Source organism: Saccharomonospora sp. NB11 (assembly GCF_015910535.1).
GTDB lineage: Bacteria > Actinomycetota > Actinomycetes > Mycobacteriales > Pseudonocardiaceae > Saccharomonospora.
The window spans coordinates 138,108-155,554 of the sequence record NZ_JACBJG010000011.1; the positions used below are offsets into that span (position 1 = coordinate 138,108).

Annotated in this window: 12 protein-coding genes; 10 read left to right on the forward strand and 2 right to left on the reverse strand. The window is 68.0% G+C overall.

The genetic code is table 11. From position 1 onward, the window contains the following. Positions 1-49: 49 nt before the first annotated feature. Positions 50-1,228 carry an acetyl-CoA C-acetyltransferase gene (locus JAV51_RS16995; protein ID WP_197321720.1) on the forward strand — a complete coding sequence of 393 codons (1,179 nt, stop codon included), beginning with the start codon at positions 50-52 and terminating at the stop codon, positions 1,226-1,228. Positions 1,229-1,322: 94 nt separating this feature from the next. Continuing rightward, positions 1,323-1,616 (forward strand): YrhK family protein, encoded by a 294-nt coding sequence (locus JAV51_RS17000; RefSeq protein WP_197321721.1) that lies wholly within the window; start codon positions 1,323-1,325, stop codon positions 1,614-1,616. A 20-nt stretch (positions 1,617-1,636) separates the two neighbouring features. Here the strand turns inward: JAV51_RS17000 and JAV51_RS17005 are convergent, their stop codons facing one another. Next, positions 1,637-2,662 (reverse strand): class I mannose-6-phosphate isomerase, encoded by a 1,026-nt coding sequence (locus JAV51_RS17005; RefSeq protein ID WP_197321722.1) that lies wholly within the window; start codon positions 2,660-2,662, stop codon positions 1,637-1,639. A gap of 85 nt (positions 2,663-2,747) precedes the next feature. Here JAV51_RS17005 and JAV51_RS17010 point away from each other — a divergent pair, with 85 nt between their 5' ends. From JAV51_RS17010 to JAV51_RS17020, 3 genes are all read left to right on the forward strand, one after another. Further along, the gene (locus JAV51_RS17010; protein ID WP_197321723.1) at positions 2,748-3,671 is read left to right on the forward strand and encodes an ABC transporter ATP-binding protein; all 924 of its coding nucleotides are present in this window, start codon (positions 2,748-2,750) and stop codon (positions 3,669-3,671) included. Then, positions 3,668-4,762: an ABC transporter permease gene (locus JAV51_RS17015; RefSeq protein WP_197321724.1), complete on the forward strand. Its 1,095-nt coding sequence runs from the start codon at positions 3,668-3,670 to the stop codon at positions 4,760-4,762. The genes JAV51_RS17010 and JAV51_RS17015 overlap by 4 nt, the downstream gene beginning before the upstream one ends. A gap of 163 nt (positions 4,763-4,925) precedes the next feature. Continuing rightward, positions 4,926-5,297: a DUF3817 domain-containing protein gene (locus JAV51_RS17020; RefSeq protein WP_197321725.1), complete on the forward strand. Its 372-nt coding sequence runs from the start codon at positions 4,926-4,928 to the stop codon at positions 5,295-5,297. A gap of 49 nt (positions 5,298-5,346) precedes the next feature. Here the strand turns inward: JAV51_RS17020 and JAV51_RS17025 are convergent, their stop codons facing one another. Beyond that, positions 5,347-5,847: a MarR family winged helix-turn-helix transcriptional regulator gene (locus JAV51_RS17025; protein ID WP_197321726.1), complete on the reverse strand. Its 501-nt coding sequence runs from the start codon at positions 5,845-5,847 to the stop codon at positions 5,347-5,349. Positions 5,848-5,966: 119 nt separating this feature from the next. Between JAV51_RS17025 and JAV51_RS17030 the strand changes: the two genes are divergently transcribed. From JAV51_RS17030 to JAV51_RS17050, 5 genes are all read left to right on the forward strand, one after another. Beyond that, positions 5,967-6,269, forward strand: coding sequence for an MTH1187 family thiamine-binding protein (locus tag JAV51_RS17030; protein WP_197321727.1), 303 nt, complete (start codon positions 5,967-5,969; stop codon positions 6,267-6,269). A gap of 87 nt (positions 6,270-6,356) precedes the next feature. Then, on the forward strand, positions 6,357-7,313 hold the full coding sequence (locus JAV51_RS17035) for a tetratricopeptide repeat protein (RefSeq protein ID WP_197321728.1): 957 nt from the start codon (positions 6,357-6,359) through the stop codon (positions 7,311-7,313). Positions 7,314-7,432: 119 nt separating this feature from the next. Then, positions 7,433-7,816, forward strand: coding sequence for a hypothetical protein (locus JAV51_RS17040; protein ID WP_231642457.1), 384 nt, complete (start codon positions 7,433-7,435; stop codon positions 7,814-7,816). 1,012 nt (positions 7,817-8,828) lie between these two features. Then, on the forward strand, positions 8,829-13,013 hold the full coding sequence (locus JAV51_RS17045) for a LamG-like jellyroll fold domain-containing protein (RefSeq protein ID WP_307845913.1): 4,185 nt from the start codon (positions 8,829-8,831) through the stop codon (positions 13,011-13,013). 378 nt (positions 13,014-13,391) lie between these two features. Beyond that, the coding region (locus JAV51_RS17050; protein WP_307845914.1) for a SpvB/TcaC N-terminal domain-containing protein at positions 13,392-17,447 on the forward strand (4,056 nt) is incomplete at its 3' end.

The following is a 17,447-nucleotide window of genomic DNA, read 5'->3' on the forward strand; positions in this document are numbered from 1 at the left end:
GCTCCAGCGTCCGGCAGCGTCGACGTCGATGACTTGCAGGAGGCCTGTTGTGTCCGGTTCCGTGATCCTGGGCGCCGCCCGCACCCCGATCGGTCGGCTCCTCGGTTCGTTGAAGGACTTCTCCGGCGCGCAGCTGGGTGGGATCGCCATCAAGGCCGCGCTCGAACGGTCGGGCGTTCCGGCCGACGCCGTCCAGTACACGATCATGGGCCAGGTGTTGACGGCCGGTGCCGGGCAGATCCCGGCGCGCCAGGCCGCCGTCGCGGCGGGCATTCCCATGAACGTGCCCGCGCTGACCATCAACAAGGTGTGCCTGTCCGGTCTCGACGCCATCGCGCTCGCCGACCAGCTCATCCGCGCCGGTGAATTCGACCTCGTGGTCGCCGGTGGTCAGGAGTCCATGTCGCAGGCCCCGCACCTGCTGCCGAAGTCGCGCACGGGCGTGAAGTTCGGCGACATCACGGTGCTCGACCACATGTCGTACGACGGCCTGTTCTGCGCGTTCGATCAGGTCGCGATGGGGGAGTCCACCGACAGGTACAACACCCGGTACGGCGTGACCCGCGAGGAGCAGGACGAGTTCTCGGCGCGCTCGCACCAGCGGGCGGCGAAGGCCGCCGCGAACGGCGTGTTCGACGACGAGCTGGTGCCCGTCGAGATCCCGCAGCGCAAGGGAGACCCGGTGGTCTTCTCCCACGACGAGGGCGTGCGGCCCGACACCACCGCCGAGGGCTTGGCGCGACTGCGTCCCGCGTTCACCGCCGACGGCACGGTCACCGCGGGGTCGGCGTCCCAGATCTCCGACGGCGCCGCGGCGGTGGTCGTGGCGAGCCGGGAGAAGGCCGAGGAGCTGGGCATCACGCCGCTCGCCGAGATCGGTGCGCACGGTGTGGTGGCAGGCCCGGACGCGAGCCTGCACGAGCAGCCTTCCAACGCCATCAAGGCCGCGCTCGCCAAGGCGAAGCTGGAGGCCGACGCCCTCGACCTGGTGGAGATCAACGAGGCGTTCGCGGCGGTCGGCCTGGTGTCGGCCCGCGAACTCGGCCTCGACGACGAGAAGGTCAACGTCAACGGCGGCGCCATCGCGCTCGGTCACCCCATCGGCGCGTCCGGTGCTCGCCTCGTGGTGCACCTGGTCCACGAACTCCGCCGGCGTGGTGGCGGCCTGGGTGCCGCTGCGCTGTGCGGTGGCGGTGGCCAGGGCGACGCGCTGCTGCTCAAGGTCTGACCTGCGGCTTCGTGGGCACGCCGTCGGCGCGTGCCCACGAGAGTCCACCCGACGACGCGCTGCGATGTCGGGGCCTCGCTGCGACCGTGGGGGCATGCGGAACAGGAACGAGTCCACCGACGGCACGGTGACGGTGACGTTCGGGCACGAGGAGCTGATCCTCCGCCGCCGCTACGAACTCCTCAGCATCACCAACGACCTGCTCGTCGCTCTGTGGTTCGTGGTCGGCAGCGTGTTGTTCTTCTGGACGTCGACCGCCACCGCAGGAACGTGGTGCTTCCTGCTCGGCAGTATCCAGCTCACCGCGCGGCCGGTGATCCGGTTGACCCGGCGAGTCCACCTGCGCCGCGTGGGCGGTCCCGCGACAGAGACCGCCCGCGACTTCTGACGCTTCGCGTGGCTACCCGCTCAGGACTTCGGAGCCGGTGGCCGACAGCGCAGCACCGTGAGGTCCCCGGCGAGTTCGAGTTCCCCTGCCGCGTACGGCACTACCCAGGTGTCTCCTGTGGACAGTTCATGGACGGTGCCGCTCGTGTCGGTCAGGCGGCCGGTGCCGTCGTTCACGACCAGCACCGCGAACGACGGGTCGAGCGCCAGCGGCGTCGAGGGCCGGAGTCGGTCAGCCCGGAAGAACGGCCGCGCCGCCGGGGCGAGCAGCTCGACGGTGGATGCGTCGTCGTCGGCGGTGTGCCGAACGATCTCGGCCAGGCGTCGTTCGTCCCACGCCGAGGTGTCGAGCGCCAGCAACGCGGTGTCGAAGCCCAGACCGAGATGTCCCTTCTTCTCGTCGTCCAGGAAGTCGCGCCACTCCAGCGTGAGCGAGAAGTCGGTGGGTTGCTGGAGTTCCACGACGAAGACACCCTCGCCGATGGCGTGGGGCAATCCCGCGGGGATGTGCACGGTGTCGCCCACCTCGACCGGCAGGGCGTTCAATGCGCCCAGCATGCTCGGCGCGTCCTGGTCAGCGACCCAGTCCCGGATCGTGAGGGGGTGCAGTTCCTCCCGGAACCCCGCGTACACGGTGGGTGCCTCGCCCCGAGTGCCCACGACGATCCACGCCTCGGCCTTGCCGAAGTGCGAGTCGAAGTGACGGCGAGCGAACGCGTCGTCCGGGTGGAAGTGGACCGGCAATCGTTGTCCGGCGTCGAGCAGCTTCACCAGCAAGGCAGTGGAGGAGCCGAAGACGTCGACGTGCTCGCGGCCGAGCCACCCCACGGGGTCGGACTCCACGGCGTCGCGCAACCAGCGGCCGTCGGGGAGCCGCGTCAGACCGTCGGTGTCACGCCCGAACAACGTGGTCGTGGACGCCACCCAGTCCTCCGGGCCGAACTCCCTGGCGTCGCCGCCTCGCAGTGCGGCGATGGCCGCTCCGCCCCGGTAGAACTGGGCAGGCTGGTTCGCGGGGAGCCGGATCGGCGCGGACGGTGCACTCATGGCGCGAGAACTTACCGCGCCCGGTGATCTCCCGGGATACGGCAGAGGGGCCTGCTCGACCGCGGAGATCAACTAGTGTGACGCCATGGTGGACACATCGTCCGGGCTCGCTGCCGCACTCGCGGTGTCCGACGTCCGCAAACACTACGGAGACGTCCGCGCTGTCGACGGCGTGAGCTTCGAGGTCCGCGAGGGAGAGTTCTTCGGCATCCTCGGCCCGAACGGGGCGGGCAAGACCACGACCCTGGAGATCGCGGAAGGGCTGCTGAAGCCGGACTCCGGAACGGTCCGACTGCTCGGCCAGTCGCCGTGGCCCCGCAACGAGTCCCTGCTGCCGCGCATCGGGGTGCAACTACAGGCGTCGTCGTTCTTCGAGCGGTTGACGGCCCGGGAGCAGTTGACGACATTCGCGGCCCTCTACGGGGTCGGTCGGGCCCGAGCCGACGAGATGCTCGAACTCGTCGGACTCGCCGACAAGGCCGACACCCCGGAGAAGAAGCTCTCCGGCGGGCAACGCCAGCGGCTGTCCATCGCGTGTGCGCTCGTGCACGATCCCGAACTCGTGTTCCTCGACGAGCCCACGGCGGCGCTGGACCCGCAGTCGCGGCGCAACCTGTGGGACGTGCTCCGGGAGATCAAGGCGCGGGGGAGCACGATCGTCTACACGACGCACTACCTCGACGAGGCCGAGGTGCTGTGCGACCGCGTGGCGATCATGGACCACGGGAAGATCCTCGCGATGGACGCGCCCGCACGGCTCGTGCGCGATCTCGACGCACCCACCCACCTCACCCTCGACACCGCGGTGCTCGCACCCGCGGACGCGCGCACGTTGCCCGGCGCCGAGGACGTCAGCACCGACGACGTCACGGTGACGATCACGACGCGCACCCCGGCTCCGGTGCTGACGGCCCTGGCCGAGCGCGGCACCGTCGACGGGCTGACCGTGCGCACAGCGACGTTGGAGGACGTGTTCCTCCACCTGACAGGCAGGGAGTACCGGGCGTGACCACCACCGAGCCCACCGAGCCCACCAGGGCCGCCGAGCGCGGAGCCCCGACGCCGTTCCGGGCGCTGTCCGTCGCGATGTTCAAGGGCATCGTGCGGGAGAAGGCGACACTGTTCTTCACCTTCCTGTTCCCGCTGATGTTCTTGGTGATCTTCGGCTTGCTGCTGGGCGGGCAGGACGACACCCGCCTGAAGGTCGCCGTGGTCGGCGAAGGGCCGGTGATCACGGCCCTGGAGGAGTCGGGGGCTCTGGAACTGGAGACCGTCGACACCGCCGCGGAGGCGGAGCAACAGGTCCGCGAGGGCGATCTTCCCGCGTACGTGACACAGGACGGCGACACCGTGCGGGTGCGCTTCGCCGCGAGCGAGCAGAACACCGCGCAGCTCGTGGTCGGCATCGTGGACGGGGTCGTGAACCACGCGAACGTGGCGGCGACCGGGCAACCGCCCGCGTTCTCCCTCGACGCCCAGCAGGTGGAGGACTCGTCCCTCGAACCCATCCAGTACATGACACCCGGCATCCTCTCGTGGGCCGTGGCGATGGGGGCGGTGTTCGGCGCGGCCATCACGCTCGTGAACTGGCGTCGCAACCAGGTGTTGCGCCGGATCCGGCTCGCCCCGGTGCGGCCGAGCACGGTGCTGACGTCCCGGCTGCTCGTGACGCTCGGGGTGTCGGTCGCCCAGTTCGTGCTGTTCGTGTGCGTCGGTCTGCTGCCGGTGTTCGGGCTGAAGCTGACGGGTCAGTGGTGGTTGGCGTTGCCGCTGTTGCTGCTCGGCACGCTCAGCTTCTTCGCCGTCGGCATGCTCGCCGGCGCCTGGTGCCGGACGGAGGAGACCGCGAGCACCGTCGGCAACCTGATCACACTGCCCATGGCGTTCCTGTCGGGTGCGTTCTTCCCGCTCGACGCGGCCCCGACCTGGTTGCAGCAGGTGTCGTTGGCGCTGCCGATGCGGCATCTCAACGACGGCATGCTCGCCGTGATGGTGCGGGGACAGGGCGTGGAGGCGTTGCTGGTGCCCGCTCTGGTGCTGATCGGGTTCACCGTCGTCGTGGGGGCGATCGCGGCCAAGCTCTTCCGCTGGGAACCGTGATCCGACCCTGCTGATCGCCTCGGGTGAAGGGGCCGGTAGGTCGGTGACCGACGTCACGGCTCACACTGGATGTCACACCGTCCGACAGTGTGGTTGACGCGTGCTGGAGAGTGCCGTGCGGCCGCCCGCGTTCTCGTGGTGGTCGGCTATCCGAGGAGGAACCGTGTCGAACAAGGCTGCCGTCTTGTTCCGTGTCGTCGCGATCGCCGAAGCCTTTTCGTGGACGGGATTGCTGGTCGGCATGTTCCTGAAGTACGTCGTCGAGCTCGGCGAGGGCGGTGTTCCCGTGCTCGGCGCGGTGCACGGCGTGCTGTTCGTTCTCTACCTCGTCACGACGCTGGCCGTGGCGCGCCCGCTCGGCTGGAAGTTCGGCACCGTCGTCCTGGCGGTGGTCGCCGCGATCCCGCCGCTGTTCACGTGGCTGTTCGAGAAGTGGGCGCTGCGGCGCGGCAAGCTCGACGGCCCCCAGCGACTGCAGCACGGCGGCACCGGCCTCTACGTGCGTCGCGACAACGACGCGGTCGCCAGCGCCTGATCCGACTCGCGTGCGGGCGCCCCTGCCCCCGGGGCGCCCCGCTCGACGCTTAGTCGACGAAGTCCCCCGACGCCTTCCGCACCCGGGTGAGCAGCTCGGTGAGTTGCTCGGTCTGCCGTTCGGTGAGGCCGGTGAGGCCGAAATCGATGTCCGTCACCGCCTTGGTGGCCTGCTCGCGCCGTGCGTTGCCCTCCTCGGTGATCTCGACGAGGGTGGTCCGCCGATCCGTGGGGTGCGGCAGACGCCTGACCAGACCGTCCTTCTCCAGCCGGTCGACGATGTTGGTGACGCTCGTGGGGTGGAGCTGGAGCCGTTCGCCCATGACTCGCATGGGCAACCGCGCGTGCCGCGAGAAGCTCAACAGCGTCAACGCCTCGAACCGCGCGAAGGTCAGCCCGTGCGGCTTCAACGCGGCGTCCACGGCCGACTGGAGAATCTGCTGGACCCGCATCAGTCCGGTGACGGCGGACATCGTCGTGGAGGGCCCGATGCGGTCCTCCCAGAGCTGCGCCGCGCGCGCGATCGGGTCGAACGGCAACGGACCTTTCATGGGGCTCGAAGTTAGCAGTGATCCCGGGCAGGCTGGGGACGGGTATGAGCCCACGGTGGGCGAGGTCGCACCCGCGACCGACCTGCCGCCCGCGGTGGGACACGGACGAGGAGGCAGCGATGATCGTGGCGTTCAGCGTGAGTCCCGCGGGCGGGGACGACGACGGCGGTGTGAGCGAGGCCGTGGCGCGCGCCGTGCGGGTGGTGCGCGAGTCGGGGTTGCCCAACGAGACGAACGCGATGTTCACCAACATCGAGGGCGAGTGGGACGAGGTCATGGCCGTCGTCAAACGCGCCGTCGAGGCCGCGGGGGAGGGCTCGCCCAGGGTGAGTCTCGTGCTCAAGGCCGACATCCGACCTGGTCACGAAGGTCAACTGACGGCGAAGGTGCAGCGAGTCGAGGAGCAGCTGCGCGACGGATGACTTCGCGTCGATCCTGGGCTGCGGGTGCGGCGTGACAGGCCGTGGACCAGCCCTGACGGCGCTACGCGTCCATGCCAGGATGGAACCGTGACACAGCCACGCGGACAAGGAAACAACTCACCCGCCGTGTCGGCCGCGCTCTCGGGAGCCGTCGACCTGGCGGCAGTGAAGGCGCGTGCCGAGGCGGCGGCACGGCAGACGACGACGCCGAACACGGGTGGCCAGGGCAGCGCTCCGGCCAACGCCTCGGTCATCGACGTGACCGAGGTGACCTTCCAGGCCGAGGTCGTGGAGCGGTCGCTGCAGCAGTTGGTCGTGGTGGATCTGTGGGCCGACTGGTGCGGGCCGTGCAAGCAGCTGAGCCCGGTGCTGGAGCGCCTCGCGGCCGAGAGCGGCGGAGCCTGGGTGCTCGCCAAGGTCGACGTGGACGCCAACCCGCGCATCTCGCAGCTGTTCGGTGTCCAGTCGATCCCGACGGTGGTCGCCATCGCGGCGGGGCAGCCTGTGGACGCGTTCTCGGGCGCGTTGCCCGAGCCGCAGATCAAGCAGTGGTTGACGCAGCTTCTCGACGCACTGCGCGACAAGCTCCCCGGCATCAAGGCCGCGCAGCAGGGTGCCGCGGCGGAGGAGCCGCAGGACCCGCGGTTCGTCGAGGCCGAGGAGGCGTTCGAGCGCGGTGACTACGCCGCCGCCGAAGCCGCCTACACGCGCATCCTCGACAGCGAGCCGGGCAACGAGCAGGCCAAGGCGGCGCTGGTGCAGGTGCGGTTCGCCGCGCGCGCGGAGGGCACCGACCCGTCGTCGATCGCCAAGGCCGACGCCGACCCGAACGACATCGACGCCCAACTCGCGGCGGCCGACGCGGAGGTGGCGCAGGGCGCCGTGGAGAACGCCTTCGCGCGCCTGATCGGCGCGGTGCGGCGCACGGCCGGCGACGAGCGCAACCGGGTACGGGAGCACCTCGTGGGCCTGTTCGAGCTGTTCGACCCGGCCGACGACCGCGTCGCCAAGGCCCGCCGCGACCTGGCCAGCGCGCTGTTCTAGAGTCCCCCGTTCCCGGGGAGGGGCGTGTGCTCGTCCCCGGGAACACCCGGAGCGAGATCAGGAACGTCTCCGGGGCGTGCCCGATGTGCTCGCCGGGCCGTCGGCGACATGCTCGCCGTATGCCGCTGACACGCACACTCGCCCTGTCGCTCGCTGGTCTGCTGGCCGCACTCGGCACGGCCGTGACGCTGGGCCTTGGCGACGAGCGCAAGGGTGAGATCGGCCTCGTGGCGGCACTGGACGGCCCGCTCCTGCCACGCGACTGCGCCATCGGCACGCAGGACGCCCCGATCGACGGACCCGTCGTACTGCGGTTCCAGTCGATCGACGACCGACTCGCCATGCCCGCGGTGAGCGGGCGCGGGCCGTCGACCGGGCCGCTCGACCACCGACTGTCGACGAGCGGTGACAACGTCCTGCAGCAGGAGACCTACGCGGGCATCCGCTACTACGGCCGACGACGGCCGAGCGCATATTCGTCCTGTGTGGACGCTCGGTCGTGATCACGGAACGGTAGCAGGCGGAACCAATCTGTGATCATGTCTTCCCCGAATGGGGGCTGCATGCCTTGGCGACATGGGTGAATATCCCGTTCGTACGTTTGATCACGGCCGCTACCGTGCGGGGACGGTGTGGCAGGGGGAGGACATACCGTCATGTCGCGCCGAGCTGAATCGGCGGGCTTCGTGCTGCCAGCCTGTGTGGTTGTGGCACTGAGCGCCTTGTTCATCGCGTCGTTTCCGTTGGTGAGCCATGCTGCACGCGCCCACCCGGGCCAAGCCACTACGGCTGAACCCGATCCCTTGGGTGAGGCTTCGGAGGCCGCCCGCGCTCAGGGCGAGCCGGTGGAGGTCGCCGAGTTGACGACCGAAACGACCCAGGTTGTGGCGAATCCCGAGGGGACGTTCACCCTCAAGGAGTCGGTGGTGCCCGAACGCGCGCGGCGTGACGGACGTTGGGTGGACACCGACTACGGACTCGTCGTAGGCGAGGACGGTGCGGTTCGGCCCCGAGCGGCGGCCGTCGACGTCGCGTTCTCCGGCGGCAGTGATCGCATTCTCGCCACCATCGAGCGGGACGGCGCCCGGTTGGCACTCGAGTGGTCGGAGGCACTGCCTGTGCCGGCGATCGAAGGTGATACGGCGACGTACGAAGAGATCCACCCCCGGGGTCGATCTTCGGGTCCGTGCGACGCCGCGTGGCTTCGGCCACGAATTCGTCGTGAAGACACCGGAGGCTGCTGGGTCACCGGCTCTGGAACGAATCGATCTCGCGTTGCGCACCGAGAATGTCGATGTCAACTCGGACAGTGTTGGGAACATCCAGGCAGTCGACGACGACGGGAACACCGTGTTCCATGCACCGGCGCCGAGTATGTGGGACTCAGCAGGGACACCCGAGGGGACGGGTGCAGCAACGACCTCATCGGAACGCAAGGAGGCGCCGGTCAAGGCCACTGTCGACGATGGAGTCTTATCCCTCGAACCTGACCAGAGCCTTCTCACCGATCCAGCGGTGACCTATCCCCTCGTCATCGATCCCACCTTCAGCTCGGTGACCTCCAGGCAGTCGGCCTGGACATTGGTGCGGCGCTCCCACCCGACGACGTCGTACTGGAACCTCGCGCCACGCGATGATGACGAGCGGTACAAGGGTGTGGCGCGAATCGGGCACGCGCCTGAGTGGTCGAGCGCGTACCTGGATCGCTCGTTCTTCCGGTTCTCCACCAGCATGCTCGACGGCGCACAGATCGAGGAAGCTCACTTTCGGATCTACCAGGTCTGGAAGAACTCGAACACGTGCGACGAAGCGGTTGTCAAGCCGATGTACCTGTACCTCACCGGTGACATCAGCACGACCACGACCTGGGATCGCCAACCTGCGTGGCTGCGGAACATCGCCGAGGCGAAGTCCGCGGCGAAGGCAGGCCAGTCCTGTGGTCCCAACTGGGTGGGGATGGACGCGGAGAGCGCGGTCCAGCAAGCCGCCGACGAGGGCTGGAATTCGGTGACGTTCGGGCTCAAGGCCGGGAACAAGGAGGAGAACAGCAACGACCCCGACGGCTGGAAGAGGTTCCACGTCAAGAAGGAGAACGGTGTCAACTTCTACCCACAGCTGACGGTGGAGTTCAATCGCGCCCCCAACGCCCCCTCCTCGGTGACCACGGACCCGACGCTCACGGAGCCGTGCCGGTGGTGCGACGGAAAGCGCTACTTCGGCTCCGACCGGATCACGCTCCAAGCCAAGCTGAGCGACCCGGACGGCGGGCAGTTGACGGCGAAATGGAACATCAAGGCCGAGCCCACCGGCGAGACCATGTCCCGGCAGCAGACACTGGCGTCCGGGTCGACGTTCGGCACTCCGCTCGACCTGACGAACCGACACGGGCAGACCATCAGCTGGTCCGTCCACGGCAGCGACGGAGCTCTGTCGGGTCCAAGTCGATCGGGGCCCACATTCGTGGTCGACCGACAGGCACCGGCCCAGGCACCGACCGTGTCGAGTGTTCTGTACCGGGAGGACAACGCCTGGCATGGCGGGGTGGATGTCCCGGGTGAGTTCACCTTCCAAGCAGACGGTGTCGAGGACGTGGACCACTACGTCTACGGCTTCTCCGATCCGCCCACGACGAAGGTGGACGCTGACAGTCTGGGTGGAGACGCGACCGTTGTGATCACGCCCCCGCGCGACGGGCCGGTCGATCTCTACGTGCAGAGCGTGGACCGTGCGGGGCTGCGCAGCCCGATGACGACCTACCACTTCTACGTCCGGGCGGGCACCGGACCGGCGTCGCACTGGCCGCTGGACGGCAATGCCGAGGATGGCGCGTTCCTCGGTGAGCGGGACGGATCGGTGCACGGTGATCCCGTGTGGGGGCCCGGAGCCGTGGGCGCCGCCGCACTGTTGGACGGCGTCGACGACGACATCAGTGCGGCCAACGCCGTCCGCACCGATGCGAGTTTCTCGGTGGCCACCTGGGTGCGTTTGGACGGTGATCCGGTGGTTCCCGGTGGTTCGACCGCGTTGTCCCAGGACGGTGAGCACCGGAGTGGCTTCCTGCTCCAGGCATGGGAGGACGGCCGGTGGCAGTTCGCGTTACCGGGAACGGACGCCTTGGACGACGAAGGCGACGGCGGTTTCGCCAACTCGGATACTCGGGTCCGTCAAGGAGAGTGGACGCACCTCGTCGGTGTTTACGACGCCATCGAGGGGCAGGTGCTGCTGTACGTGAACGGCCAGCTCTCGGGGTCGGATTCGTACGGCGACCACTGGAACGCCGGTGGTGAGTTCCGGATCGGCCGGGCGTACTGGGACGGTGGTCCACTCGGCAACTGGAAGGGCGCGATCGACGAGGTCGGTGTCTACGACCGGGCGTTGACAGCGGGCGAAGCGCAAACCTTGGCCAGTCGGGGCGACGTGCAGGTCGGACACTGGAAATTCGACCAGGCGTTCGGAACGACGGTCGTCAACGAGGTCGAAGGTGGTGGTGGTGCCATTCTGAGCGGTGGCGCCTCGCTCGTGTCGGACGGAGCCGTGAACGGTGCGGTGACGCTCGACGGGGTCGACGACTACGTCGCCACGGACGGTCCGGCTGTGCGGACCGACCACGGTTTCTCCGTCGCCGCGTGGGTGCGACTCGATCGCCTCGCGCCTGAGGGCGGGGCGTTCACAGCCGTGAGTCAGGACGATGCGGAGAACAGCGGGTTCCTGCTGCAGCATCGTGAAACGGGCTGGAGCTTCTCGATCCTCCATCCCGACCAGAGTGGCGAGCTGGCGGGGCGCGCGTACTCCGCACCCGGGACAGCGCAGGCCGGTGTCTGGACACACCTCGTCGGTGTGTTCGACGCCAAGAACAACGAGGTCTCTCTCTACGTCGACGGTGTCCTCGCGGCTACTGGTGCAGTTACTGCGACGTGGGACGCCACAGGCTCGTTCGTGATGGGCCGCGCCAGGTGGCAGGGCCAGGACGTGGACTATTGGGACGGCAGCCTCGACGAGGTCCGGGTGTACAGCCGTGTCGTTTCCGCCGCAGAGATCGAAGGCGTCATCGGCCGTGACGACGTGGTCGAATCGGACTGGCGTTTGGACGGCAACGCGCGGGACGAGTCGGGTGCAGGACACCACGGTTCACTCGGCGAGTATCCGTCGTGGATTCCCGGCAGGTCCAGCGAGCACAATCCGGGCGATCTCGCGGTCGAGCTCGACGGCAGCACCGAGTACGTCAGTGCGCCCGTCGCCGTGAGCACCTCCCACAGCTTCTCCGTGTCCACGTGGGTGAAGGTCGACGAACTACCGTCGCAGTGGTCGACCATCGTCAGCCAGAACGGCGAACAGTCGGCCAGGTTCGACCTGGCGTACGGAGGGGACGGCCGCTTCGCCATCGCGATGTACGACTCCGACACCGCCAACGCCGAAGGCGTGACGGTGTACTCGCAGCAGGCGGCACAGGCGGGGGTGTGGACGCATCTCGCCGCCGTGTACAACGCGGTCGACGGCCGAGTCCTGCTGTACGTCAACGGGACACTCAACGGCACGGGAGACGTCACCGGAGCTTGGAATGCGACGAACGATGTCAGCATCGGTCGCTCGCTACGCGGTGGGACGTGGGCGAACTTCCTCGCCGGGGCGGTCGACGACGTGAAGTTGTACAGCCGTCCCCTGCGCGAGGACGAGATTCGCCTTCACGCGGATCGCGACCTCACGCTCGTCCACGAGATGCGGCTCGACGAAAACGGCGGGACCACGACCGCCGACTCGATGGGTGGCCGTACCGGCACACTGCACAACGGTGCCCAGTTCGGGGAAGGACGGATCGGCAACGCGATCCATCTCGACGGTGTGGACGACCATGTGTCCACCGCGAGAGCCGACCTCCGTTTCGACCGTAGTTTCACTGTGACTGCGTGGGTACGGCTCGACGAGAAGAGTGGTACCACGACCGCGGTGAGCCTGGACGGGGATCACACGAGCAAGTTCCGGCTGGGACATGTCCGGGACAGTCAACACCGGCTGGGTTCGTGGATCTTCGAGATGGCGGAGTCCGACAGCGAGAGCGCGACCATCACCAAGGCGGCGTTGTCGACGCTGGAGACCGAGGTGAACACATGGGTTCATCTCGCGGGCGTCTACGACGCGGACTCCGGGAAGTTGTGGTTGTACGTCAACGGCCTACGCCTCGGCGACGGAACGCTCCAGAACGCGTGGGACGCGGACGGCGGGCTCCAGATCGGTCGGGGAAAGTCGGAGGGAATCCCCACGGAATTCTGGCCGGGTGCTGTCGACGACGTTCGCCTGTACACCGGCGGGCTGACCGCGGACCGCATCGAGACGCTGGTCCGTTCCTACCTGGACACCGAGAACCCGTCCGTACCGCAGTTCCCCGAGGGCAGCGCGGTACGGGCACCGGACTCCGAGCACCCGGATGAGGTGTTCCTCGTCGTCGGCGGCGCGCGGATCACCGTCCTCGATGAAAACGAGTACCTCGGTACCGGGCGTACCTGGGAGCAGGTCATGCGCGTTCCCCACGCGGCGTTGATGCTGCTGCCCGACACGATGCGCGACGGCACGCTTGTCACCACGCCGAACTCGAACCAGGTCTGGGTGATCGAGAACGGTCAGCGCAAGCCGAGCGACGAGTCCGAGAACGTGCAGGTCATACCCACGCGCACTCTCGAGGAATACCCGATCGCGACCGCATAACCGTTGCCGACGTCTCGCGTTCGCCGCGCTTCACACAGGAATCTGGGAGGAACCGTGCGATCACGGTGGAAGAGAATGCGCATGCCGAAAACCCGGCACGGTAGAAAACGGGCGGTAGCCCTTGCCGTGATCATGGTTGCCGGCCTCCTGGCCGTGGTGCAGTCGCCTCCCGGTGCACGTGCCGCGGGAGGGCCTTCGGTTCCGTTGCCGTCGACCCCGTCGGTACCTGTCTCCCCGCTGTCGATGCAGCAGCGGGGAGAGGACGAAGTCCGCAGAGACGCTCTCCACGGTGACCAGCCGGACGGCGGTTCCGGAGGCGATCCCGCGGGCGGCGGCACCTTTACCGAGACCTCACTGACGCCGTCAGCGACCTGGTCGGTGTCCGCCCAGACCGGCACGTTCACGTGGAGTTATCCGATGCGCGTGCCGCCCGCACCCGGTGGGTTGGCGCCGGAGGTGTCGCTGTCGTACTCGTCGGCGGCGGTCGACGGGTTGACGAGTGCCACGAACACCCAGGCCGGTTGGGCAGGTGACGGCTGGGCGATGTGGCCGGGATTCGTCGAACGCTCCTACACCAGTTGCGCCACCGACCACCCGGGAGAACCCGAGGACAATCCGGCGGATCTCTGCTGGGACAGCGACAACGCGACAGTCTCCATCAACGGTGCGGCCACCCGGTTGGTCAAGGACAGCGACACCGGCACGTGGCGGCCGGAACACGACGACGGCTCCCGGGTCCAGCGGCTGACCGGTGCGGACAGCCCCGACAACAACGGCGAGTACTGGAAGATCACCACGGTCGACGGCACCCAGTACTTCTACGGGTCCCGCTCCGGCGCCGACTCCACCTGGACGGTGCCCGTGTTCGGCGACGACTCGGGCGAACCCTGCCACGCCGCGGAGTTCAAAGACTCCTTTTGCGACCAGGCTTACCGGTGGAACCTCGACAAGGTCGTGGACACGAACGGCAACGTGATCCACTACGAGTACGAGACCGCCACCAACAAGTACGGACGCAACAAGAACGAAGAACCCACCGAGTACGTCCGGGAAGGCTGGCTGAAACGCATCGACTACGGCCTGCGCGAGGGCGAGAACATCGCCCCGACGGGGCGGGTCGACTTCACCGTGGCTGATCGGTGTGTGCCCGGCTCGACGTGTACGCGGGAGAAGGAGGAGAACTGGCCGGACGTGCCGTGGCACCTCGAGTGTGACGGCACCACGTGTGAGGACTACCAGCAGGCTCCGACGTTCTGGTCGACGAAACGGCTCGCCAAGATCACCACGCAGGTACGTGACGGCGACGGCTACCGTGCGGTGGACTCGTGGACACTGCGGCACGAGTTCCCCGATCCGGGCGACGGTGAGAAACCCACGCTCTGGTTGGCGGCGGTCCGCCACACCGGGCACGTCGGTGACGACGACATCCAACTCCCCGAGGTGACGTTCGAGGGCGTCGCCAAGCCGAACCGGGTTCACGGGATCGACGGCCACGCCGCGTTGATCCGGTACCGGATGAACGCGATCGTCTCGGAGGCCGGTGGTGTCATCTCGATCGACTATGCGGAGCCGGACTGCACCGCGGAGTCGAAGCCGGCCAAACCGGAGACGAATACCCGGCGCTGCTTCCCGGTGACCTGGTCGGCGCCCTATTCGGCGGAACGAACCGACTACTTCCACAAGTACGTCGTCGCATCGGTGAGCAGCCACGACCGTATCGCCAGTTCGGTGCCACAGGTGGTCCGCTATGAGTATCTCGCCGGCGCGGCCTGGCACTACACCACGTCCGAGCTGGTGGATGAGGAGGACAAGACCTGGAACGAGTTTCGCGGGTTCGAACGGGTTCGTATCCGCCAGGGCAGTGGCGACGACGGACCGGTGACACTGACCGAGGAACGGTACTTCCGCGGCATGGACGGTGACGAGATCCCCGGCGGGTCCCGGTCCGTGACGGTCGAGGACTCGGAAGGCGGGAAGCACACCGACCACGACTGGCTCGCGGGATCGCTGCTCGAATCGACCACTTACTCCCGAGACGGTGGCGAGCCGATCACCAAGGTGATCACCGAACCGACGTGGCAGGGGCCGACGGCCACCCGAGGCATGCTGAAGGCCTACCTCGTCGACATCGGAACCGAACGCACCTACACGAAGCTCGAGTCAGGCGAGTTCCGTGTCACGCGCAAGCACACCACCTACGACGACAAGGGCATGCCCACCGAGGTCAACGACCTCGGAGACGTCTCCGATCCGGCCGACGACCTGTGTACCCGCACCAGCTACGTGCGCAACACGCAGAAGTGGCTGTTCTCCCTGCCCTCGCAGGAGGAGACGGTGTCCGTCGCCTGCTCGGAGGAGGCCGGTTTCCCCGGTGACGCGGTGAGCGGTGTTCGCTACTCCTACGACAACCAGTCGTTCGGTGCCGCGCCGGCTCAGGGCAACGTGACCACGGTCGCCGAGCTCACCGATGACGGAGGCAAGTCCTACGTCACCGCAACCACCCGCGCCTACGACGCGCACGGCCGGGTGACCGAGGAGCGTGACGCTCTCGACCGGGCGACCACCACGAGCTACACCCCCGCCGCCGACGGCCCTCTCACGAAGACCGTGGTGACCAACGCCAAGGGGCACGAGACCACCACCACATACGAACCGGCGTGGGGCAAGCCGACGAAGGTGGTCGACGCGAACTACAACACGACCGAGGTCGCCTACGACGCGCTGGGGCGCACCGTGGAGGTGTGGAAGCCCAACCGGGTCCGTCCCGAGGGCGGCAACGCCCGTTACTCGTACAAGATCTCACGAGACGAACCTTCGGTCATCACCACGGACACGCTGGGCCCGAACGGCATATACGTCACCAGCAAACAGCTTTACGACGGCTTGCTGCGCGTGCGGCAGGTGCAGCAGCCCGCGTTCGGCGGTGGGCGCCTGCTCACCGACACCCGTTACGACTCCGCCGGCCGTGCCTACTACCAGACGAAGCCGTACTTCAACGACGCGCCCGTGGACGACACGCTGTGGTCCGCCTCGGACGCGGAGGTTCCCGGCCTGACCACCGTCGAGTACGACGGCGCGGGCAGACCGGTGGCTGAGATCTTCAAGGGCGGCGGGATCGAGAAGTGGCGCACCATCACGTCGTACGGCGGTGACCGCGTCCACGTCACCCCACCCGACGGTGGGACGCCGACGACAGCGATCAGCGACGCGCGTGGCCGCATGACCGAGCTGCGGCAGTACCACGGCGACACGCCGGAAGGTGAGTTCGACAGCACCATCTACCGCTACGACCCGGCCGGGAACCTCACCGGGATCACGGACCCGGGCGGCAACGCGTGGGAGTTCGACTACGACCTGCGTGGGCGTCAGGTCCGGATGGACGACCCCGACAAGGGGGTCACCACGAAGACCTTCGACGCCGCGGGGCAGCTGGTCGAGACGACCGACGCGCGGGGCGAGACCCTCGCCATCGACTACGACGTCCTCGGCCGTAAGACGGCGGTGCACGAAGGCTCGCTCGACGGTCCGAAGCGTGCCGAGTGGGCCTACGACACCGCGGAGTGGGGCATCGGCCGCCTCGCGTCGTCGACGCGGTACGTCGACGGCGAGGCGTACGTGCGCAAAACCTCGATCTACGACCCCCTGTATCAGCCGCTCAAGACCCAGATCGTGATCCCGGAATCCGAGGAAGGTCTCGGCGGCACGTACACCACCACGGCGGCTTACAACCCGGACGGCAGTCTGGGTGGTATCGGTTATGCCGAGGCCGGCGATCTGTCGGCGGAGCCGTACAGCCTGGTCCATGACGATCTCGGCTTCCTGAGAACGAGCCACGGCGGTCTCAGTGGGCAGGGAACCACGGAATACGTCACGGACACGCAGTACACCCGCTATGGCGAGCTTCAGCGGACGCAGTTGGGTGAGCAGGGGCAGCGGGTGTGGTTGTCGCGGTACTACCACGAGCACACGCGACGGCTGGCGCGCACGATCGTGGATGCCGAGTTGCCGAAGCCGATGCAGTCGGACACGCGTTACTCGTACGACCCGGCGGGCAATGTCACCTCGATCGCGGACGTGCCGCTGGACGGGCTCGCCGATGTGCAGTGTTTCCGGTACGACCACCTGCGCCGACTGACGGAGGCGTGGACGCCGGCAAGTGACTGTGCCGGGAACCCGACGGTGGAGGCGCTGGGTGGGCCCGCGCCGTACTGGCACTCCTTCACCTACGACGAGGTGGGCAACCGGATGTCGCAGGTGGAGCACACTTCCGACGGCGACACGGTGCACGAGTACGCCTACCCCGACGGCGGGCATGCCTTGGAGTCGGTGACCAGCCAGTTCCCGAGCGGCAGCACCACGCTGGAGCAGTTCGACTATGACGAGGCCGGTAACACGGTGCGGCGGATGTCGGTCGACGGCGAGCAGACGTTGGAG